This is a genomic window from Paenibacillus phoenicis, assembly GCF_034718895.1.
Classification (GTDB): domain Bacteria; phylum Bacillota; class Bacilli; order Paenibacillales; family Paenibacillaceae; genus Fontibacillus; species Fontibacillus phoenicis.
Window position 1 is genome coordinate 1,120,904 of record NZ_JAYERP010000001.1, and the last position, 20,484, is coordinate 1,141,387.

The window sequence follows — 20,484 nt, forward strand, 5'->3', positions numbered from 1 at the left end:
TCATTAATGGCTCATCACCGGTTCTCCATGAACTGTCCCGTCCTGGCTTACGCGCAGGATCGCCGTAGCTCCGAGGTTAGCATCACCCAGCTGATGGGTCAAAATCAGATAATCGCCTTCTTCCGTGACGGTAAACTCAACGACTGCGCCGCCGCCGGCCGGAAGCAACACCGTTTGCATGCCGTACAGCTGATTGCTTGGATTCCCGTCCAGATAGACGCGATCAAAGGTCGTCCCAACCACATGGAACGAAGAAACATGATTTGGTCCCGCATTGATGACGTACAGCCGAACCTTGTCGCCGACTTTGGCGAGCAAGGGGTGTTCTTTTAACGTAAAATCATCGCCGTTGAACACAACATACTCCGGATCACCTTGTTGAAAAGCATCCAAATCATTTGCCGCATACCACTCGCTTTGGACGATCGTATATTCTCGGTCGATATCCGAGTCCGTAGGGTATCCGTCCTTCGGTTCAACGATGATCATCCCATACATCCCATTGGCTACATGCAGCAGTACCGGACTTGCTCCGCAATGGTACATGAACACGCCTGGCGTGTTGGCGGGATAAGTAAACGTGCCGTGCTCGTTAGGCATCACTTCAACGAACTTCTCGCTTGGAGCGGCATGGACCGCATGGAAATCCATCGAATGCGGCATATCTGGATCTAGGTTTTTTAAGGTAAACTCCAGCTGATCGCCTTGCTTCACGCGCAACACCGGCCCGGGGGCGGTACCGTTAAGTGTCCAGGCGGGATAAGTGACGCCTTCGGAAATCTCGATATCCGCTTGCTGCGCGGTCATTTCAATGCGGACGGTATGGCCTTCCCGTTGAATGATTGGCTCAACTGGCGGTGGATGGAGATGCTGTTCTTCCTCTTGCAGGACGGTATCACTGACCTGGGGTGTCTCCGATGGGAACGCAAACCATGCTGCGGCAATCATGACCAGACAGCACAAACTAAGCAATAGATGCTTCGGGATGTTCCGCGATTTCATCGGTCATTCCTCTTTCTATCTGAAATGGTTAAGCAATAACTCCTTGATGTACCTTCATCGTACGATGGGTCCGAAGACCGCATTGTGATAGGTATCACATGAAAGTTGTCGAAAATGTTGTCATTTGATTCCCATTCTCATTGCATAAATAAGTTAATTCCGATCTGTTTGATATTGTATTCGCGGGGCAGATGAAGTAAGATGGTAGGTATATTCCAACCGAATATAGCGGAAATAGGTGTTCCGGCCAAGATTGGCCGGAGCTTAAAAGGGAAGTCCGGTGCAATGCCGGCGCGGTCCCGCCACTGTAACGGAGGAGTCGGATGTGTGAGATGCCACTGGTGATGTAATCATTGGGAAGGTCACATCCGGCGATGATGCCGAAGCCAGGAGACCTGCCTATTTCGACAGCACTGCTGTACCTACGGGAGATAGGGAGGTGTTAAAGTTGCAAGCCATCGAACAACGGATCGAAGGTCCTCTTTAGCCATGCTATCGAGGACCTTTTTTGTGCTTTACGGATTGGCGCGTTTTGAACTTACCAATGGGAGGCAATGAATATGGGGAACTTTGTTAGCGGAAATCTGGGGTATCCCAGAATCGGAGGACAACGGGAATGGAAGAAGCAGATCGAGGCTTATTGGGCAGGAAAAATCACGGAGCCGGAGCTCCATGCTCGATTAAAAGAGATTCGATTGAACAACCTGCGTCTGCAGCGGGATCGGGGACTTGATGTCATCCCGGTGGGCGATTTTACGTATTACGATCACGTCCTTGATACAGCGACGATGTTTGGCCTAGTACCGGAGCGCTTCGTATGGAACGGTGACCAAGTATCGCTTGATCTGTATTACGCCATCGCAAGAGGCGACGACCAAGCGACCGCCAGTGAGATGACCAAATGGTTTAATACGAACTACCATTATATCGTGCCTGAGCTTGGGAACCGAGATCCCAAGTTGACCGTCAATCGGCCGCTGGCGGCTTATCTGGAAGCGAAACAGGAGCTCGGGATCAACGGAAGGCCTGTACTGCTTGGACTGTTTACTTTGCTGAAGCTGTCCAAGGGGGAAACGGCGGGGGAAGTCGAGACTTGGACCCGCAAGCTGCTGCCGCTATACGTACAGGTGCTGCGCGAGCTGAAGGCGGTGGGCGCGGATTGGGTGCAAATCGACGAACCGGCTATCGTTGTCTCTTTAAGTGAGGAGGACGTACACCGGCTTCGCTTGATCTACCAGGCGATCGCGCAGGAGGTTCCGGGACTGCGGCTGATGCTGCAAACCTACTTTGATGCGGTTGAACGATACGAAGATCTGATTGAACTGCCGGTGCACGGCTTGGGGTTGGATTTCGTACACGGCCGGGACGGTAACCTGGAAGCGCTCCGGCGTTACGGCTTTCCCGCTGGCAAGACGATGGGAGCGGGACTGATTGACGGGCGGAACATTTGGCGCACGGATTTAGATGAGGCGCTTAGCCTGGTGAAGACGATTTCGCTCCAGTCCGGAGCGCCGGATGTGATCGTGCAGCCTTCCTGCAGCTTGCTGCATGTCCCGGTATCTGCTGCAGGGGAAGAGCGGCTTAATCCGGTATTGCGCGATGCGTTGGCCTTTGCCGAGCAGAAGCTGGAGGAGTTGGTGAGCTTAAGCAGGGCGGCAAATGGGGAAGAACCAGAGCCGGTGCAGTTCGCCGAGAATCGTCGCGCCTTGGCTGTACTTGCCGCAGATCCGGCCCGCAGCCTTGCTTCGGTGCGGGAAGAAGCAGCGCAGACTGCAGCGGCTCCGGCCGAGCGCGCCAGCGATTTCGCCGATCGGCGGCGGAAGCAGCAGGCAAAGTGGCAGTTGCCGTTCCTGCCGACCACAACGATCGGCAGTTTCCCGCAAACCGCCGAGGTTCGGGCCGCCCGGCAGAAATGGCGTAAAGGCGAGTGGAGCCCAGAGAAGTACGAGGCGTTCATTCTAGCGGAAATCCGCAAATGGGTTGAGCTCCAGGAGGAGATCGGGCTCGACGTATTGGTGCACGGTGAATTCGAGCGCACCGATATGGTGGAATTTTTCGGAGAGAAGCTTCCGGGATTTGCGTTTACGCAAGGAGGCTGGGTACAGTCCTACGGCACGCGCTGCGTAAAACCGCCGATCATTTATGGAGACGTCGAATTTGCGGGGCCAATGACCGTTAAGGAAACGGCCTATGCTCAGAGCTTGACGAACAAACCGGTGAAAGGGATGTTAACGGGACCGATCACTATCCTAAACTGGTCCTTTGTTCGCAGCGACCTGTCCCGGGAGCAGGTGGCTTATCAAATTGCTCTGGCTCTGCGAAGGGAAGTCGAGGCGTTGGAGGAAGCGGGGATCGAGATGATCCAAGTGGACGAGCCTGCGCTGCGCGAAGGGCTGCCGCTCAAGCAGAAGGACTGGGCGAACTATTTGAAGTGGGCGGTGAAGGCGTTCCGCGTGACGACCTCATCGGTCCGGGATACGACGCAGATTCATACGCATATGTGCTACTGCGAATTTGACGATATCTTGGAGGAGATCCGTGCGCTGGATGCCGATGTGATCTCGATCGAAACGTCGCGCAGCCACGGCGAGCTGATCCAGAGTTTTGAGAAGCATACGTATCCGCTTGGAATCGGGCTGGGGGTTTACGACATTCATAGCCCGCGCGTCCCGTCTGCGGAGGAGATGGTACGGTTGATCGAGCGGGCGCTCCAAGTTTTGGACCCGGAACTTTTCTGGGTGAACCCTGATTGCGGCTTGAAAACGAGAGGACAACACGAAACGGTCGCAGCGCTGCGGCAAATGACGGCGGCAGCAGAGCAGGTTCGCAGCAAATTTGGACGTGGAACGCAGGCAACACGGCAGTGAAGGAAGTTTGATTTTTTTGAATCTGTAATTGACAAAGTGGTAGTTAGCCTTTATCATTACCATTGTTAAATCAGTTACAAGATAATATAGAGTAACTAGAAAAAAGAAAGTAAAGATAAAGAGTTGGAGGGAAACCACAGATGTCTAAAGTTTTATTTGTCAAAGCCAATAATCGCCCAGCAGAGCAATCTGCTACTGTAAAGTTGTATGAAAGCTTCCTGCAAACTTACAAAGAAACTCATCCTAATGATGAAATCACCGAGTTGAACCTGTTCGAGTTGAACCTGCCTTATTATGATTTGGATATGCTAAACGGGCTGTTCAAAGTCAATAATGGGATCCCGACAACGCCAGAAGAGCAAAAAGCTGCTGACTTGGCCAATGGTTATCTGGAGCAATTTTTGAATGCGGATAAAGTCGTATTTGCGTTCCCGTTGTGGAACTTCACGATTCCGGCACAGCTGTTGACCTACCTGTTCTACTTGAACCAAGCTGGTAAAACGTTTAAGTACACCGAGCAAGGTCCGGTTGGCCTGGTCGGCGGCAAGAAAGTAGCGTTGCTGCAAGCGCGCGGCGGCGTTTATTCCGAAGGTCCAATGAGTGCGCTGGAAATGTCTCTGAACTATGTAAAGAACACCTTGGCCTTCTGGGGCATTAACGATCCGGAAGCCGTTGTGGTCGAGGGGCATAATCAATTCCAAGACCGCGCCGAAGAAATTATTCAAGATGGCGTAAAACGCGCTGCCGAGCTGGCTGCAAGATTCTAATTTATCTGATATGCAATTTGGGAAGCCTGAGCCGTTTAAAGACGGTTCAGGCTTTTTTCTTCTTGACCAACGAAGCAGGGAAAAAATAAAATGAGTCTAACAGAAAATCTAACATTATTAGAAAATTATCCCTCTAATTATCAAGCCATACGCTGCATGATTTTCAGAAAGTGGATTGTAAGATTCATCTCTTGAATCAAGGAAGGTTCACTTTTGAGGGATCTTATGATCAATTTGTAGAGTCTCATATCGATGCCAATCCCGATGATATCTTTGTTGAACTCGTAAAGTAGTAATGATGAAACTCTTGCTAATGGGGGGGAGACCCCGTTAGTAAGGGTTTCTTTTTTTACACTAGGGTATGTTCGATTTGCACCAAAGTGCCGAATACAATTATACTCACCTTATATACTTGAAGGAGTTGCGATCATGAACAACGAAATGGAAATGGTTGTAAAGCTTGGCCTAGCTCTATTGTTCGGGTTATTTATCGGTATCGACCGGCAATTAAAGCAGAAACCGCTGGGAATCAAGACGAGTATGGTTATTTGTATTGCCAGCTGCTTGGTTACGATCGTGTCGATCGAGGCGTTTGCCAAATTCGCCGGACCGGATCATCCGAACATGGATCCGATGCGGCTAGCTGCGCAAATCGTCAGCGGGATCGGTTTCCTGGGGGCAGGGGCGATACTTCGCCGAAGCAATGAGGGGATCTCCGGCCTTACCTCTGCGGCGATGATCTGGGCAGCGTCCGGGATTGGGATCGCAATCGGAACCGGGTTTTATCTGGCTGCTGCATTAACGGTGGTTCTGTTGATCATTTCCGTGAATGTCGTACCCTATATCATTAAATGGATTGGACCCTATAAGCTAAATCAGCGCGATGTCTCCATCAAAATCGTCATGGAGGATCACGGCAACGTAACCGAACTGATTCGTATCATCGAATGCAGCGGTGATCCAGAACAAGGAACGAAAGTCAACAAGCACCGGATTCGGCGGCTGAAAATCAAAGACTTGGAGGAAGGACGCCAGCGGATCGATATGGTGATTACCGCATCGGAGAAGGAGTATACGACGGAGCTGTACCATTTTCTCCGGAAGATTAACCATGTCATCAGCGTGGAAGTGGAGAATCTCTAGTTAAGGTTTTATTTTGTTTAACTTCAGTTTAAATTCCGAATGTAGTCTTTTTCCTAGAGCCGGTATTTCCGGCTCGTCTTGTTTCAGATAGAGATGGAAGGGAAGAGAAACACATGCCAAGGAATAACTTCAATTTTAAAGATACCGATCGTCAAGTGAGCACAAGTGGTGGAAGCTCAAAGGCGTTTTTCCGCCTGCTGCGGGAAACGAAGCCGCCGCTGCCGCTGTTTGCCGTCGCGATCGTCCTCAGCTTGCTGTCAACGTTGGTCAGCCTCGTGATTCCGATGTTCACGAAGAATCTTGTTGACGGCTTTTCGTTGTCTTCCATCAGCGGTTCGCAGATCGTGTGGATCGGCGCCGCATTTGTCGGGATGTCCGTCGCTTCGGGACTATCGATCTTCCTGCTGAATTATACCGGTCAGCGCATGGTTGCTGGCCTGCGGGATCGTTTATGGAAGAAGCTGCTCCGCTTGCCGGTATCTTACTTCGACAACAATCGGACCGGGGAGTCGGTCAGCCGAATGACCAATGACACCGGGATCATCAAAACGTTGATCTCCGAACAGGTCTCCGGCTTTATCAGCGGAATCATCTCGATTCTGGGTGCGGTGGCCGTTCTATTTTACTTGAACTGGAAAATGACCCTGGTGATGTTCGCGGTGATCCCGCTTGCCGCTTTGATTCTTGTACCGCTGGGCCGGACGATGTATAAAATTTCGCTGGCCATGCAGGACGAGACCGCATCTTTTACAGCGGCCTTAAGCCAGGTGTTGTCCGAAATCCGCCTGGTCAAAGCATCGAACGCGGAGCGGAAGGAATATGAAAGCGGCAGCCAAGCGATTGGCAGACTGCTCTCCTTCGGCGTGCGGGAGGGCAAAGTCATGGCATGGATTAGCCCGTTTATGGCCTTTGTCATGATGATGCTGCTCGTCGTGGTAATTGGCTACGGCGGGATGCAGGTGGCGGGCGGCGGGTTGTCCGCCGGGGAACTGGTGGCGTTTATTCTGTACCTCGTTCAGATCGTCATGCCGATGACGCAGTTGACGACGTTTTTCACCCAACTTCAGAAAGCCAAAGGCGCTACGGAACGGATTCTCCAAACGCTGGATGCCGAGGAGGAGCCTTTTGGCCAAGGTCAGGAGATTACGAAGGCGGATCAGCCGTTAATCGTGGACGGGGTTACCTTCGGGTACAAACCGGACGAGCCGGTGTTGCAGGACGTTTCCTTTACGATGGAGCCGGGGACGGTAACGGCGGTCGTTGGCCCAAGCGGCGGCGGCAAAACGACGTTATTTTCCTTGCTGGAGCGGTTTTACGTGCCGCAGCAGGGCAGTATCCGACTGGGAGATGACCCCATCGATTCGTTTTCGCTTCGCTCCTGGCGTGGGATGATTGGGTACGTCTCGCAGGAAAGCCCGATTATCGCCGGAACCATCCGTGAGAATCTGTGCTACGGCATCGAGCGCGAAGTCAGCGAAGCGGAGCTGCAGCGGGCGGCGGAGATGGCTTATGCTGACGGCTTTATCGCCGAACTGCCGAACGGGTTCGATACCGATGTCGGCGAGCGCGGGGTTAAGCTGTCCGGCGGGCAGCGGCAGCGGATCGCGATTGCACGGGCCCTGTTGCGCGATCCGAAAATCCTCATGCTGGACGAAGCGACCTCGAGCCTGGACAGCCGCTCGGAAATCGTCGTCCAGAAGGCGCTAAATAACCTCATGAAAGGCCGGACGACGATTGTCATCGCCCACCGTCTCTCCACCGTCATTGGGGCGGATCTGCTGATTTTTATCGAAAAAGGGAAGGTTACGGGCCGAGGCACACATGAGCAGCTCTTGCGTCAGCACGCCATGTATCGCGAGTTCGCCTCGCAGCAGCTGCAAATCGCCGCAAGCCGAGAAGAGTCGGAACCGCTCGAAAACGAGGAGGAAGAGATGCAACATGGCTAAAATTCTCGTAGTTGACGACGATCAGCATATCCGCGAGCTGGTTCGCCTGTTCCTGGAGGAAGCGGGCATCGATCAGGTGATGGAAGCCGAGAATGGACGCAAGGCGCTCGCTCTGGTGGAATCGGAGAAGGTCGACATGGTGATTTTGGACATCATGATGCCGGAGATGGACGGCTGGGACCTCTGCCGTGAGCTGCGCCGCTACTATGATATGCCGCTGCTCATGCTGACGGCGAAGGGGGAGACTCGGCAGGTGGTTAAGGGCTTCGAGCTGGGCACGGATGATTATCTCGTCAAACCGTTCGAACCGGCCGAGCTCGTCGCACGGGTGAAGGCGCTGCTCAAGCGCTATCAGGTGTCGATCTCCCAAACCGTGACGATTGGCGCGCTGCGAATGAACCGCAAAACATTTGAAGTTGAAAGCGGCGAAAGCAGCATTACGCTGCCGCTTAAGGAGTTCGAGCTGCTGTTCAAGCTTGGCAGTTATGCAGGGCGAACCCTCACCCGGGAGCAGCTTATTGAGGAAATCTGGGGATACGATTTTGAAGGAAATGAACGCACGCTAGATGTGCATATTAATCGATTGCGCGAACGGTTTCCTGAGGAAACGTTTGGATTTAAGATTCGTACGATCCGCGGTCTCGGGTATCGTTTGGAGGTGTGTGAACGTTGACCTTCTGGAGGAGAGCAGGAGAGATATTGCTCCGAATCGGCCAGATCCTCGTCATCCTCGCCTGTTTTGGTACGACTTGGTCTTTGGCGCGCTGGGTAACCGCAGCGGTTTACCGAAAATGGGAGCCTCCTTTTTCTGCTTATGTCATCGATCTGCTGAATGTCATTTTCGGAGTCATCTTATTTTTCTTGGTCGTGCTTCTGATCTCCGCGATGTTCCGGCCCCGTCAACTGAGAAGCCTGAACATCGTGATCGACGCGATTCGCCGGATCTCCCAAGGGGATTTCTCGGTTCGGATCGTCGGATTCGAACGGATGCGAGAGTTTGAAACCATCGTTAACAGCATTAACGAAATGGCCGGAGCTTTGGGACAAATGGAAACGATGCGACAAGACTTCATCTCCAACGTGTCGCACGAAATCCAATCGCCGCTGACCTCGATCCGCGGCTTTGCCAGAGCTTTGCGCAGACCGGACTTATCTCCAGAGAAACGGAACCATTACCTGGAGATCATCGAATCGGAAAGCCGCCGTTTGGCGCAGATGAGCGACAATTTGTTGAAGCTCTCCGCTCTGGAGACGGACCGTGCCTCGCTGCAAACGAACCGGTTTCGGCTTGATCGCCAACTGCAAAACGTAGTATTGGCTTGTGAACCTCAGTGGCTCGCCAAGAACATTCAAATACAGATGGAAGTTTCAGCGTTGGAGGTGGAGGGCGCCGAGGATCTGCTTAGCCAGGTCTGGATGAATCTGCTTCATAACAGTATCAAGTTTACGCCGGAAGGCGGGGAAATTCGAGTTTCCCTCACGTCTGAAGGGGAACGGGCGGTTGTGACGGTGGCAGACAACGGGATCGGTATGTTCGAGCAGGATTTGGTTCATATTTTTGAACGCTTTTATAAAGCGGACAAATCCCGCACGCGCAGCAATGGGGGCAGCGGGCTGGGACTGTCGATCGTCAAAAAAATCGTGGACATCCATCAAGGTGAGATTACGGTGACTTCCGAGCCTGGCAAGGGCTCAAGCTTTAACGTGTTCATCCCTTTCCGCTGGAAACCATAATCGGTGGAAATTGTAACCTTTTATTTGGATTTGGAGGCAAGAGACATGGTATGATGGTATTGTGTGCTCGTGTCTAACCAGCTCAAATAAAGGATGATTGGATGAATGAGTAAACGTATTTTAATTGTCGATGATGACGAAAAAATCGCAAAACTGATCGAAATATATCTGATGAATGAAGGCTATCATGTCCTGAAGGCGGAGGACGGCTTGCGGGCGTTGGAGATCACCGAGCAGGATGAGGTTGATTTGGTGATCCTTGACGTGATGCTCCCCGGGCTCGACGGAATATCTGTCTGTATGAAGATCCGTGAATCGAAGACCACGCCGATCTTAATGCTTAGCGCCAAGGACGGCGATATGGACAAGATTACCGGGCTGATGACCGGAGCGGACGATTACATGGTGAAGCCGTTTAATCCGCTGGAGCTCGTCGCCCGCGTCAAATCGCTGCTTCGCCGCTCCTCCTATACAGCACAGCCGCCAAGCTCAACGCAGTCATCGCAGGATCATATCATCAAGATCGCCTCGCTGGCGATCGACAAAGAAACGCACACGGCGACCGTAGACGGCAACCCGCTGAAGCTGACGCCTATCGAATTTGGCATTTTGCATTTGTTAGCCAGCCATCCCGGGCGGGTGTTTGGTTCTGAAGAGATCTTCGAGCTGATCTGGAAGGACAAATATTTGGACAGCAGCAATTCTGTAACCGTGCATATCAGCCGCCTCCGTGATAAGCTGGAGAAGGAAATGGATGGGGAGAAGCTGATTCGTACCGTATGGGGGGTCGGCTACAAACTTGAAAGCTAGCCTGCGTTTTGTTGCCTGGTTGTTCTGGACCGTCGTCACTTCACTCATTTCGCTGTTTCTGCTTATTTTGCTGGCGCGGTTGTTTTTCCTCACCTTCCCGAGTATGACGGTGTACAATGTGGTGATGTGGATTAACCGAAATATCGGTTTCCCGGAAGCGTATTATTTAACCGGCGTGCCGATTCTTATGCTGTTTTCGTTATATTTTTACCGCCGCAGCCTCCGCCGTCAAGAGAAGCGATACTTGGAGCAGCTGATCGAAGAGGTCCATAAAATCGAAGCCGGCTCCGTACGGAAAATCCCTGTGCAGAACGTCGGGCAGCTTGGACAGCTCGCGACCGATATCAACCGGATGATCGATCGGTTGGTCACATCCATCGAGGACGAGCGACGGGCGGAGCAGACGAAAAATGAGCTGATCACCAACGTATCCCATGATTTGCGCACCCCGCTTACCTCGATTACCGGTTATTTGGGACTTATCGAAGAGGACCGTTACCGCGATGAGGTTGAGCTGCGTTATTATGTCAGCATGGCCTACGAGGAGTCGCTTCGATTAAAGCAGCTGCTGCAGGATTTGTTCGAATATACGCGTATGCAGAATAAGGAGATGAAGCTGGAGTTCAGGCGGATTAATCTGGCGGAGATGCTCCATCAAATGGCTGCCCATTTCGGCTGGCAGTTGCAGGAGAACGGCATGGAATGCCGGCTGTACCTGCATGGGCCGCTGTACGTTCAGGCGGATGGGGACAAGCTTCGCAGAGTCTACGAGAACCTGATGACCAATGCGATCCGGTATGGTCACGATGGCAAGTATTTGGATATTCGCGGTTGGCAGGAAGGCGATGAAATCATCACAGAGGTTGTGAATTACGGCGATCCGATCCCGACCGTCGACTTGCCGCATCTGTTTGACCGGTTCTACCGTGTGGAGAAGTCGCGCGCTTCCCAGACGGGGGGCTCCGGCATTGGCCTCGCGATCGCCAAGCATATCGTCGATTTGCATCATGGCACAATCTCAGCGGACAGCAACGAGTATCGTACCGCGTTTACGGTGCGGTTACGCCGGGACGGTGCATGAACTATCAACTAGAATTCGCATGATGACGCCAGATGGCGTCTTTTTGTTTAAGGAAAACGCAGTAAATTCTTAAGGAAAACTTAACAATTTCTTAGTCGGGACGCAAACTCTATTCGGCATAATGGACCAAGTATGGCGGAGATATAAAGACAGCCTTGCTCTGAAAGCCGGGAGAAAGTGAGGAATCAATCATGAAGACTCGTTCTATGGATTTGCTTTACCGCGAATATAAAAATGACGTTTTTCGATATTTGTATAGTATGTGCCGTAACTCGCATATCGCTGAGGATTTGATGCAGGAGACGTTTTGCCGGGCGCTGATGCACCTGCACGAAGCAGAGGGGAAAAGGGCCAAGGCCTGGCTTCTTCGCGTCGCCCATAACGCTTATATCGACTTGCTGCGGAAGGAAAGCCGGTCGTCCTCGTACGAAAATGAATTTTTCCACCGTTATCCGAGTGACGATACACCGGAGAAATCCGTGCTTGGCGAGGAAAACCGCCGGGAACTATACGCGCAGCTGGCTTTTTTGCAGCCCAATCAACAACATGCGGTGCTGCTGTATGACGTACAGGGCTTCTCTTATCAGGAGTCGGCGGATTTGATGGGCATCTCGTTATCCCATTTCAAAATCGTGTTGTATCGCGCCAGACAAAAGCTGCGCCGGTCTAGAGAAACAGCCTGATCTTATATACTTATACTTAATCATACTTAACTATCTAAATATGAAATTTTCACCTTTGAGGCTGCCTTTGGGCAGTCTTTTTGGTTTGTTCTCTGTTCAATTCGGTTTACTTGATGTAGGATATTACCAGAAATCACCTGAACTGAAGGAGGACGAAACCCATGTCGAAGTTGCCATATCATCTGCAAGACTGCGTTTCATCTGGAAGCCTCGCCGCTGGGCCAAGGTCATTTGCTGGAGCATGAGTTACTGAAAGGCATAGATTCAGGCGATCGATGGGTTAAACCGCAACCAACGTTTTGGGTCGGATCCGGATAAAAACGTTCCAAAGTAAATGAAGCAAACCATCCTATATCAGATAAAAATGTGAGGTCAAGATGAACCAGTCAACCGCCGTCAAAACGGCTAACCCTGCATTCACGGTCTATCCGATTCTTTTTGCGATCAGCACGGTGCATTTATTAAACGACACGATGCAATCGGCGATCCCGGCCTTATTCCCGGTGCTGCGCGAATCACTGTTGTTATCCTATGGCCAAATCGGCTGGATCTCATTTGCCATGAACATGACGGCCTCCGTGTTCCAGCCTTTGGTCGGTTTGTACTCCGATGTTCGGCCTCGGCCTTACATCCTGCCGCTCGGAGTTTGCTTTACGCTGGCGGGCATCGTCATGCTAGCCTTTGCCCCCAGCTATCCTTTTATTCTGCTGGCGGTGACCTCTATCGGGCTGGGCTCGTCGGTGTTCCACCCGGAGTCGTCGCGCGTTGCTTATTTGGCTGCAGGTACGAGACGCGGGCTGGCGCAGTCGATTTTTCAGGTCGGCGGGAATATCGGGGCTTCGTTAGGTCCAATCATGTCCGCTTTGATCTTTATCCCTTTGGGTCAGACTAGCGTCGCTTGGTTTGCTTTGGCGGCAGTGGCGGCGATCGTCATCCAGTTTTTCGTGGCAAAATGGTACAGCGGGCAGGATCTGAAACCGCGTAAGCCGCGTACAACAGGTTCGGCAGCCGCGGGCGGAGCCGCTCGGCCGAAGAGCCGCCTCAGCCGGGGCAAGATCATACTGGCCATCACCGTGCTGGTGCTGTTGTTATTCTCCAAAAACGTCTACTCGATCAGCATCTCGACGTTTTATTCGTTTTTCCTAATGGATCACTACGGTGTTGCTAAAGATACGGCTCAATGGTATATTTTCGCCTTTTTGGCAGCTTCGGCGGTGGGAACGTTTTTTGGCGGGCCTATCGCGGACCGGTATGGTCGGCGCAACATCATATGGGTATCTATTCTCGGGACGGCGCCATTTTCGCTGCTGTTGCCTTATGCCAACCTGTTCTGGTCCGGTGTACTCGTCGTGATTGCCGGCTTGATCATGTCTTCGGCTTTTTCGATTATCGTCGTGTACGCGCAGGAGCTGCTGCCGGGGAAGGTCGGGCTAATCTCCGGTCTGTTCTTTGGCTTGTCCTTTGGGCTTGGCGGCTTAGGGTCCGCTGTGCTGGGGAACTTTGCCGATCAGGCAGGCATTCTGTTCATCATGCAGGTGTGCTCCTTGCTGCCGTTGATCGGTCTGCTCACCGTGTTGCTGCCCAAGGATGAAGCATTAAAACAGCAGGAGGCGGGGAGCTGATGATGCCAACGATTGCAGGTGCAGCCGATTTGCGCGAGGCGATCCGTCGTCAGCCGGAGATAATGGCCGATCTGCAGCTTGTTGCTGAGCTGAGGTTGCCTCAGGGCTGCATTGCCGCCGGTTATATCCGCAACTTTGTCTGGGACGTGCTTCATGGCTATGCCGAACGGACGCCGCTGCACGATGTGGACGTGCTGTATTATGATCCGGCGTGTCTGGATGAAGAGGCGGAGAAAGTTTATGATGCACGGCTGCGCGAACGAAATCCTCGGCTAAATTGGTCGGTGAAAAATCAGGCGCGCATGCATTTACGTAATGGGACGGCCCCTTACCGCTCCGTCGAGGATGCCATGCGCCATTGGCCGGAAACAGCGACAGCCGTTGGCGCACGCTTGAACGCTGCGGGGGAGGTCGAGCTGATCGCGCCCTTTGGGCTGGACGATCTCCTGTCACTTCAAGTTCGGCAGGGTCCGTATTTTCACGATCACGACGTGTTCCGGAAGCGGGTCAACGGCAAAGATTGGCTCAGACGCTGGCCGCTGTTAAAGCTGGTCGAGGGGGAGGAGGGGCTGCGGCTGCCTCATTGAACGAGGGGGTATCGCCAAGACCTAACAGATAACGGACTCAGATGACGTTATTTTGAGTCCAAACGCTTAAAATCGATAATTAACGGACTCCAGAGACCTTATATCCTGGAATTTGCTCCTTTCAAGGCAAACCAAGGGCTAATAACGTCATTGAGGTCCGTTAGATTTTTTACAAGCACAAAATCAACGAAATAAGGACTCTGAGGTCCGTTAGGTTTTTATGCAATCCCTTCCGGCAACAAAACTTCCTGCTTCTCCCTGCGTTTCATGATAAAATTTGATTATTATTGGTTTTGATCCATACATAGGGAGAGTAGGATACATGAAGAGCTCAAAAGGGTATTTTTATTATTTTATCTGGATGCTGGGAGCGCTGGTGCTGATGTATTATGGGCATCAGTTTATCGACATGATGAACAACAAGACGCAAACGCTGGGTAAAATCGATTACGGCTTGATCGGCAAAATCGTGTACGGGTTAGCATTTGGATTGTATTTAAGCTTCCTGAACGGCTTTCCAAACCGGCGGAAGTTCCATCGGCCGCTGTTTGCTTTCGTATTTGTACCGAGCTTCCTGTTGCTGATCTATCCGATTATTACAATTTATGTGAAACAGATTTATATCGTAGGTTATTTCGAGATCGTGCGAGATCCGCAACTGTTTTTCTTTGGGATGCTAAGCGCTTTATCTTTGATCAAAAGTACGTTTGCGACGCGTTAAGCTCGTTAGAAGGTGACTCAATATCCGGCGATGGAGGAGGAAGAAGAAATGGCAAAGATTTTAGTGCTTGGCGGCTCTCGTTATTTTGGCAAAAGATTGGTTAACCTGCTGGCAAGTTCGGGCTTGCACGAGATAACGGTTGCGACCCGGGGACAAACGGAGGTCCAGTTTGATTCTCCAGTTACGCAGCTGCGGCTGGACCGTACAGATGAGAAATCGTTGCAAGCGGCGGCTGAGGCTGGACCTTGGGATCTGGTGTACGATAACATCTGTTTTTCGCCTAACGAAGCGCTTGCCGCGGTGCGGGCATTCAAGGAGCGCGTCGGGAAATATATTTTGACCTCCACCTTATCCGTCTACAAGTTGGGTAAATCGCCTTTAACCGAAGCTGATTTTGATCCCTATCATTATGAACTGAAGCTTGGCGATAAGCAGGCGTTTGATTATGGGGAAGGAAAACGGTTGGCTGAAGCGGCATTCTTCCAACAGGCAGATTTTCCGGTGAGCGCCTTGCGGATTCCAATTGTATTAGGGCCGGATGATTATACACGGCGGTTGCATTTTCATGTCGAGCATGTTCAGCAGGGGTTGCCGATTGGCGTACCGAACCCGGACGCGGCGATCTCGTTTATCACTTCGGCGGAAACGGCGAAGTTTCTGGCCTGGCTGGGGGAATCCGAACTGACCGGGCCGATTAATGCTTGTTCCGATGGGGAAATTACCATTGGAGAAATCATCCGCCTCATTGAATCCATCACCGGCAAAACAGCGTTGATCGAACGCGAAACGGCTCAGGAGCATCGATCTCCATTTGGCATCCCAAGCTCGTGGGTGATGGACAATACTAAAGCGCATGAGGCGGGATATCGTTTCGAAGCGCTGGACGATTGGCTGTCGGGGTTAATCTGTCACATCGCGGAAAGCGGACAGAAGGGGTGAGTTTCGAGACATGTCTTTTGCAAATAGGACTGTGATTGTAACGGGAGCGGGGCACGGCATCGGCCGCGGTGTGGCGGAAGCTTATGCCCGGGAAGGTGCGTCCGTCGTACTGGCGGAGCTTAATGAAGAAACCGGCAGAGCGGCGGCGGAGGCAATTCGCAAGGCCGGGGGCCGAGCCCTATTCGTGCCTTGTGATGTGCGCCAGGAGGCTGATATCGTTCGCTTAATGGAAACGGCCGAGCGTGAGTTGGGGCGGATTGATATTTTGATCAACAATGCGGGAGTATCGCGGTTTAAATCCACCTACGAGCTTACGGTAGAGGAATGGGACGATGTGCTGAATACCAACGTGCGCAGTACGTTTCTAGCTTCCCGTGAGATGGCCAAACGTGTGAAGGGAAGCGGCCGGGGCGGAGCCATCGTGAACATCTCCTCCACGCGTTCGCTCATGTCGGAACCCGGTTCGGAGGCGTACGCCGCCTCCAAAGGAGCGATTGTGTCGCTTACGCATGCGTTAGCTGTATCGCTTGGCCCGGATGGCATCCGCGTGAACTGCATCAGTCCGGGGTGGATTGAAACCGGGGATTACGGCGCTCTGCGCGAGATCGATCACAAGCAGCATCCGGCAGGACGCGTTGGAACTCCGGAGGATATCGCCCGGGCTTGTCTGTACTTGACTCACCCGGACAATACATTTGTGACCGGTGCACATCTGGTGGTCGACGGCGGGATGACGCGGAAGATGATTTACGAGCCTTAAGACGTGAGCAAAGATGAATCAACATTATATAAGGAGCTTAAGCATGGGACCGATTTGATCCTTCACTCTTGAACCTAACCTTTTTTTGACCCCGGGGTTTCCGGGTTATTTGGTTTGGAACAAAGGAGTGATACGGGGATGAAACGGTCCTTTTTTTGGTTATGGAGTTCGCAGACCTTGTCCAACATGGCGGACGTCCTGTATATTGTCGCTTTTATTACGCTGGTACTGGATCAGACTGGATCCATCATCTTTGCGACATTAGTTCCTTTTATTCGGGTAAGCTCCCAGTTGATCAGCAGCTTGCTGGCTCCCTTGGTGATTGCCAGATTTCGACTGACCACAATATTATCGATATCGCAAGGCGGTCAGTTTCTGTTGTTTTCGTTGCTCGCATTATATGTCTCCCCATGGGTTGGCGGAACTGCCCCGGGCATTCTGTATGGAATAATCTTGGTGATTTCCTTCCTCGACGGATGGACGACACCGGCGAGGAACGCGTTGATTCCCAGGTTGGTTCAGGACGATACTTTGCTGAAAGCGAATAGTATGATCGCGGCGACGGATCAAATCATCCAGTTTGCAGGGTGGGCACTCAGCGGTGTGGTTGTGGCGAAGTTTGGTTCGTTTCCGGTTCTTGTTGCGGTTGCTGGAGCTTACGGAATCGCCATGTTGGCTACGACCCGAATCGTAGATCCGATCGGAGGGGAACCTCGAAATGCAACATCTATGGCAGCATATGGAGATAGGGGATCCAAACGGGTCATCTCTCATTGGGAAACGTTAAAAGAGGGGTGGATCACCCTATTGCGATTGCCAAGATTGCGCGCATTAACCTGCATGGAGATGACGGAACTGTTAGGCAGTTCGGTATGGTCGGGGGCATTTTTGCTTGTGTTTGTGCGCGATATTTTACACCGGGATGAATCGTGGTGGGGGTATATCAACGCCGGTTATTTTGCCGGGGCCGTATTAGGCGGAATATTGATTGTAGCTCTGGTAAACAAGCTGGAGTATCGGTTGTACCCTGCGCTATGGATCGGTATGCTTGGATATGCCGTCTTGACCTTTGCCTTTGCGCTAAACACTTCCGCTGTTTTGACGCTGGGTATTGTGCTCTTGATAGGTCCGTTTGCCGAACTAGTCGGAGTTGCCCGCCAAACGTATACGCAACGCAGCGCCGATCCGGATCAGTTGCCCAAAGTGCTGTCAGCCCAAGCCGCGTTGCAGAATTTCCTGTTTGGGATATCTCTGCTGCTCATGAGTTTCGTCGCGGAGGGGGTAGGAATTGTCTACGTTTACTTGCTGGCGGGGGGATGGAGCCTACTTTCGGTCTTCATCGGTGTACGACATCGTCAGTTATTCCATCAACCTGCACAAAACGAATCGGGATGGTATAATTAGGAAAAGATGATTCGTTTTTCAAGGAGCTGTGGAGTTGTGGATGTGACCAAGCCGAACGTCTTTATTGGATCCTCACGGGAAGCGATGGATATCGCGAACGGGATCCACGCTCAGATCAACCGATATGCCCAGGTAACTCCATGGTATGCCGGCGCATTTGAAGGCAATGATTACACGATGGAATCGCTGGAGAAGCAACTCCATAAGAATGATTTTGGGGTTTTCATCTTTGCGCCGGATGACATCGCTTTATATCGAGGGAAATTTGTTTTCATCACCCGGGACAACACGCTTTTTGAGATGGGGTTGTTTTGGGGGAGACTCGGGCGAAGGCGAGTATTTGCCATCATCCCGCAGGAGATCAGAGAGAGGGATGATCTGATCCAAGGGGAGAACGTTTCAGAATATCATCTCTTATCCGACCTTCAAGGCTTGACGTTACTGAGATATGAGGTGCGAACGGATGGGAATGAGGAGGCTGCGGTTGCCGTTGCCTGCCGTTCACTGATTAAAGCGATCCTGGCCGAAGGTGTGTACCGTGATCCCCACGTTGAAATCGCAAGAATGGAAATGGAGCTGGAGCGCAAACGCCGGATCCTTCATCTTTTTTGGACCTATAATAAAAATATAACCGTCCCCGATGAACAGGATCGTTACAACGGTTTAAGCGAGGCGATTCGGACGTCGATTATTCCTCCTCCGGGGTATCTGGTTACCGGTGCTGCGCTTTGGAAGGTACAGGGAGATGAGGGGATTGGGCAAGTCGGCGGCAACGTAGGGAAAGGCCGATTTTTCACCTTTCAGGAGAACCAAGAGCGAGTGGAGTCCGGCCAGCAGCCGATCTACGTGTTAGATGCGTATTTAACCGCAAAATGGGCTTTCTTTAACCGGCTTGAAGTTGAACAGGTATACATCCTATGCTATCCTTTAGGTAGAGAGCATGTGCTGTCGGTTCATTTTTCCGGCAGGCATCACTTGACCGACGAGCAGTTAGGCATCATTGTATCCGATAATAATGAACTCTTACGAACCATTGATTATATCCTTGGAGGGGATTCGATATGAAGCGAGGTAACTTGAAGCTGAAGCAAGGCGCTGCCCCGGTTTCCAAGGCTTCCAAGCGTCTGTCCCCAGCGATGATGGATGCCAAGACGGCAAAAGGACGCAAGCTGCAAGCCAGCCGTTCCAAAGGCATTCTCTATATTGGACCGTCCGTCGAAGGCGGAGATAAGGAATATGTGAAGGTACTCACGGGTGACGTAGACCGTACAAAACCTTCCTTCGTTTAATCGATCAGCCGAGCAGACCCCCATGATCAGCATGGGGGTTTTCTTTTTTGCTGCAGCAAATTTACATCTTCCTTTCCCTATGCCAAAATGAAAGGAAATGTTGACCATTTCACTCTAACGAAATCATGAAGTTATGCTCAGGAGGCAAAAAGGATGCGCATCGGAATCATCGGACTCGGCGATATCGCGCAAAAAGCGTATTTGCCGGTCATTACGGCGAGGGAGGACATCGAACTCGTCTTGAGTACACGAAATCAGGAGACGCTGTCTAAGCTGGCAGCAAAATACCGCATCCCGGAAACGGTGAGCAGCGTGGACGAGCTGGTGAAATCCGGCGTGGATGCTGCATTCGTCCATTCGGCGACGGAGTCCCATCCGGCGATTGTGGAGCAACTGATTGAGAACGGAATCCACGTCTACGTGGATAAGCCGATCGCTTATCATTATGAGGAGTCTAAACGGCTCAGCGAACTAGCGGAGAAGAAAGGCGTGCTGCTCATGACCGGCTTTAACCGCCGGTTCGCCCCGATGAACGCGGCCCTGAAGGAACAGCCGGACCGCCGGCTCGTGCTGTTGCAGAAAAACCGCACCCCTTCGCCCGACTATGCTCGCCTTTTCGTGCTGGACGATTATATCCATGTGGTGGATACGCTGCGGTTTTTGGCACCGGGTGAAGTCCGGAACTTTCACGTCTCGACTCGAGTGCAGGAGGGGAAGCTGTACCATGTCACGCTCCAGTTGGAAGGTGACGGCTTTACCTGCATCGGCATCATGAACCGCGATTCGGGGGCCAACGATGAAATCCTGGAGGTGATGAGCCCCGGCCAGACATGGCGGGTGGACGGACTGAACACGACGGAGCATTTTGCCGGCGGCGAAGCGAAACGGTTGACCTTTAAGGACTGGGATCCGGTGTTGTACCGGCGGGGGTTCGTACAGATCATCGATCATTTTATCCGCTGTGTTCGCGAAGGAGGGGAACCGGCCATCTCGCTGCAAGATTCGCTGGAAACCCATCGGCTGTGCGAGGAGATTGTGAAGAGCGCTGAGGCGAACGGCGCTGTGGCTTGGGAACGGCCGCTTTGAAACTTTCGGTCTCGACCAACGTAGAACAGGATAGCGAAACTAC

Annotated in this window: 19 protein-coding genes and 1 riboswitch; of the genes, 18 read left to right on the forward strand and 1 reads right to left on the reverse strand. The window is 52.1% G+C overall.

Annotated features, from left to right (window positions below; genetic code table 11):
* Positions 1-3: 3 nt before the first annotated feature.
* Positions 4-1,002: a multicopper oxidase domain-containing protein gene (locus tag U9M73_RS05270; protein WP_323076488.1), complete on the reverse strand. Its 999-nt coding sequence runs from the start codon at positions 1,000-1,002 to the stop codon at positions 4-6.
* 219 nt (positions 1,003-1,221) lie between these two features.
* Positions 1,222-1,419, forward strand: a riboswitch (cobalamin riboswitch).
* Between the two features lie 143 nt (positions 1,420-1,562).
* On the opposite strand from U9M73_RS05270, the gene metE reads away from it, so the two are divergent.
* The 18 genes from metE to U9M73_RS05360 all read left to right on the forward strand — a co-directional run bounded on the left by metE (position 1,563) and on the right by U9M73_RS05360 (position 20,441).
* Positions 1,563-3,869, forward strand: a complete 2,307-nt coding sequence (metE, locus tag U9M73_RS05275; protein WP_323076489.1) for a 5-methyltetrahydropteroyltriglutamate--homocysteine S-methyltransferase — start codon at positions 1,563-1,565, stop codon at positions 3,867-3,869.
* Between the two features lie 140 nt (positions 3,870-4,009).
* On the forward strand, positions 4,010-4,636 hold the full coding sequence (locus tag U9M73_RS05280) for an FMN-dependent NADH-azoreductase (protein ID WP_009223145.1): 627 nt from the start codon (positions 4,010-4,012) through the stop codon (positions 4,634-4,636).
* Between the two features lie 429 nt (positions 4,637-5,065).
* Entirely contained in the window at positions 5,066-5,779 is a 714-nt protein-coding gene (locus tag U9M73_RS05285; protein WP_009223146.1) for an MgtC/SapB family protein, read from the forward strand.
* A gap of 113 nt (positions 5,780-5,892) precedes the next feature.
* On the forward strand, positions 5,893-7,725 hold the full coding sequence (locus U9M73_RS05290) for an ABC transporter ATP-binding protein (RefSeq protein ID WP_323076490.1): 1,833 nt from the start codon (positions 5,893-5,895) through the stop codon (positions 7,723-7,725).
* Positions 7,718-8,398 (forward strand): response regulator transcription factor, encoded by a 681-nt coding sequence (locus tag U9M73_RS05295; RefSeq protein ID WP_009223148.1) that lies wholly within the window; start codon positions 7,718-7,720, stop codon positions 8,396-8,398. Before U9M73_RS05290 ends, U9M73_RS05295 begins: the two co-directional genes overlap by 8 nt.
* 26 nt (positions 8,399-8,424) lie before the next feature.
* A complete protein-coding gene (locus tag U9M73_RS05300) occupies positions 8,425-9,459 on the forward strand; it encodes a sensor histidine kinase (RefSeq protein WP_323076491.1) in 1,035 nt (344 codons plus the stop codon).
* Positions 9,460-9,564: 105 nt separating this feature from the next.
* A complete protein-coding gene (locus U9M73_RS05305) occupies positions 9,565-10,269 on the forward strand; it encodes a response regulator transcription factor (protein ID WP_009223150.1) in 705 nt (234 codons plus the stop codon).
* Positions 10,259-11,350, forward strand: a complete 1,092-nt coding sequence (locus U9M73_RS05310) for a sensor histidine kinase (protein WP_009223151.1) — start codon at positions 10,259-10,261, stop codon at positions 11,348-11,350. Before U9M73_RS05305 ends, U9M73_RS05310 begins: the two co-directional genes overlap by 11 nt.
* Before the next feature lie 191 nt (positions 11,351-11,541).
* Entirely contained in the window at positions 11,542-12,033 is a 492-nt protein-coding gene (locus U9M73_RS05315) for a sigma-70 family RNA polymerase sigma factor (RefSeq protein ID WP_009223152.1), read from the forward strand.
* Positions 12,034-12,410: 377 nt separating this feature from the next.
* Positions 12,411-13,655 (forward strand): MFS transporter, encoded by a 1,245-nt coding sequence (locus tag U9M73_RS05320; RefSeq protein WP_323076492.1) that lies wholly within the window; start codon positions 12,411-12,413, stop codon positions 13,653-13,655.
* Positions 13,655-14,242 carry a nucleotidyltransferase family protein gene (locus U9M73_RS05325; protein WP_009223154.1) on the forward strand — a complete coding sequence of 196 codons (588 nt, stop codon included), beginning with the start codon at positions 13,655-13,657 and terminating at the stop codon, positions 14,240-14,242. Before U9M73_RS05320 ends, U9M73_RS05325 begins: the two co-directional genes overlap by 1 nt.
* Before the next feature lie 322 nt (positions 14,243-14,564).
* Positions 14,565-14,963, forward strand: a complete 399-nt coding sequence (locus U9M73_RS05330) for a hypothetical protein (protein ID WP_009223155.1) — start codon at positions 14,565-14,567, stop codon at positions 14,961-14,963.
* Between the two features lie 48 nt (positions 14,964-15,011).
* Positions 15,012-15,902, forward strand: coding sequence for an NAD-dependent epimerase/dehydratase family protein (locus U9M73_RS05335; protein WP_009223156.1), 891 nt, complete (start codon positions 15,012-15,014; stop codon positions 15,900-15,902).
* Between the two features lie 10 nt (positions 15,903-15,912).
* On the forward strand, positions 15,913-16,662 hold the full coding sequence (locus U9M73_RS05340; RefSeq protein ID WP_260069930.1) for an SDR family NAD(P)-dependent oxidoreductase: 750 nt from the start codon (positions 15,913-15,915) through the stop codon (positions 16,660-16,662).
* Positions 16,663-16,800: 138 nt separating this feature from the next.
* Complete coding sequence (locus U9M73_RS05345; RefSeq protein WP_323076493.1) at positions 16,801-18,066, forward strand: MFS transporter; 1,266 nt, start codon at positions 16,801-16,803, stop codon at positions 18,064-18,066.
* 42 nt (positions 18,067-18,108) lie between these two features.
* Positions 18,109-19,131 carry a TIR domain-containing protein gene (locus U9M73_RS05350; protein ID WP_407673970.1) on the forward strand — a complete coding sequence of 341 codons (1,023 nt, stop codon included), beginning with the start codon at positions 18,109-18,111 and terminating at the stop codon, positions 19,129-19,131.
* Positions 19,128-19,355, forward strand: a complete 228-nt coding sequence (locus U9M73_RS05355) for a hypothetical protein (protein ID WP_009223167.1) — start codon at positions 19,128-19,130, stop codon at positions 19,353-19,355. The genes U9M73_RS05350 and U9M73_RS05355 overlap by 4 nt, the downstream gene beginning before the upstream one ends.
* 153 nt (positions 19,356-19,508) lie before the next feature.
* Positions 19,509-20,441 carry a Gfo/Idh/MocA family protein gene (locus U9M73_RS05360; RefSeq protein WP_323076497.1) on the forward strand — a complete coding sequence of 311 codons (933 nt, stop codon included), beginning with the start codon at positions 19,509-19,511 and terminating at the stop codon, positions 20,439-20,441.
* Positions 20,442-20,484 lie beyond the last annotated feature (43 nt).

Excerpts from the sequence above, each read along its gene's own strand:
- U9M73_RS05270 (WP_323076488.1), bottom strand. The coding sequence starts at position 1,002 with ATGAAATCGCGGAACATCCCGAAGCATCTATTGCTTAGTTTGTGCTGT.
- metE (WP_323076489.1), top strand. The coding sequence starts at position 1,563 with ATGGGGAACTTTGTTAGCGGAAATCTGGGGTATCCCAGAATCGGAGGA.
- U9M73_RS05280 (WP_009223145.1), top strand. The coding sequence starts at position 4,010 with ATGTCTAAAGTTTTATTTGTCAAAGCCAATAATCGCCCAGCAGAGCAA.
- U9M73_RS05285 (WP_009223146.1), top strand. The coding sequence starts at position 5,066 with ATGAACAACGAAATGGAAATGGTTGTAAAGCTTGGCCTAGCTCTATTG.
- U9M73_RS05290 (WP_323076490.1), top strand. The coding sequence starts at position 5,893 with ATGCCAAGGAATAACTTCAATTTTAAAGATACCGATCGTCAAGTGAGC.
- U9M73_RS05295 (WP_009223148.1), top strand. The coding sequence starts at position 7,718 with ATGGCTAAAATTCTCGTAGTTGACGACGATCAGCATATCCGCGAGCTG.
- U9M73_RS05305 (WP_009223150.1), top strand. The coding sequence starts at position 9,565 with ATGAGTAAACGTATTTTAATTGTCGATGATGACGAAAAAATCGCAAAA.
- U9M73_RS05315 (WP_009223152.1), top strand. The coding sequence starts at position 11,542 with ATGAAGACTCGTTCTATGGATTTGCTTTACCGCGAATATAAAAATGAC.
- U9M73_RS05320 (WP_323076492.1), top strand. The coding sequence starts at position 12,411 with ATGAACCAGTCAACCGCCGTCAAAACGGCTAACCCTGCATTCACGGTC.
- U9M73_RS05325 (WP_009223154.1), top strand. The coding sequence starts at position 13,655 with ATGATGCCAACGATTGCAGGTGCAGCCGATTTGCGCGAGGCGATCCGT.
- U9M73_RS05330 (WP_009223155.1), top strand. The coding sequence starts at position 14,565 with ATGAAGAGCTCAAAAGGGTATTTTTATTATTTTATCTGGATGCTGGGA.
- U9M73_RS05335 (WP_009223156.1), top strand. The coding sequence starts at position 15,012 with ATGGCAAAGATTTTAGTGCTTGGCGGCTCTCGTTATTTTGGCAAAAGA.
- U9M73_RS05340 (WP_260069930.1), top strand. The coding sequence starts at position 15,913 with ATGTCTTTTGCAAATAGGACTGTGATTGTAACGGGAGCGGGGCACGGC.
- U9M73_RS05345 (WP_323076493.1), top strand. The coding sequence starts at position 16,801 with ATGAAACGGTCCTTTTTTTGGTTATGGAGTTCGCAGACCTTGTCCAAC.
- U9M73_RS05355 (WP_009223167.1), top strand. The coding sequence starts at position 19,128 with ATGAAGCGAGGTAACTTGAAGCTGAAGCAAGGCGCTGCCCCGGTTTCC.
- U9M73_RS05360 (WP_323076497.1), top strand. The coding sequence starts at position 19,509 with ATGCGCATCGGAATCATCGGACTCGGCGATATCGCGCAAAAAGCGTAT.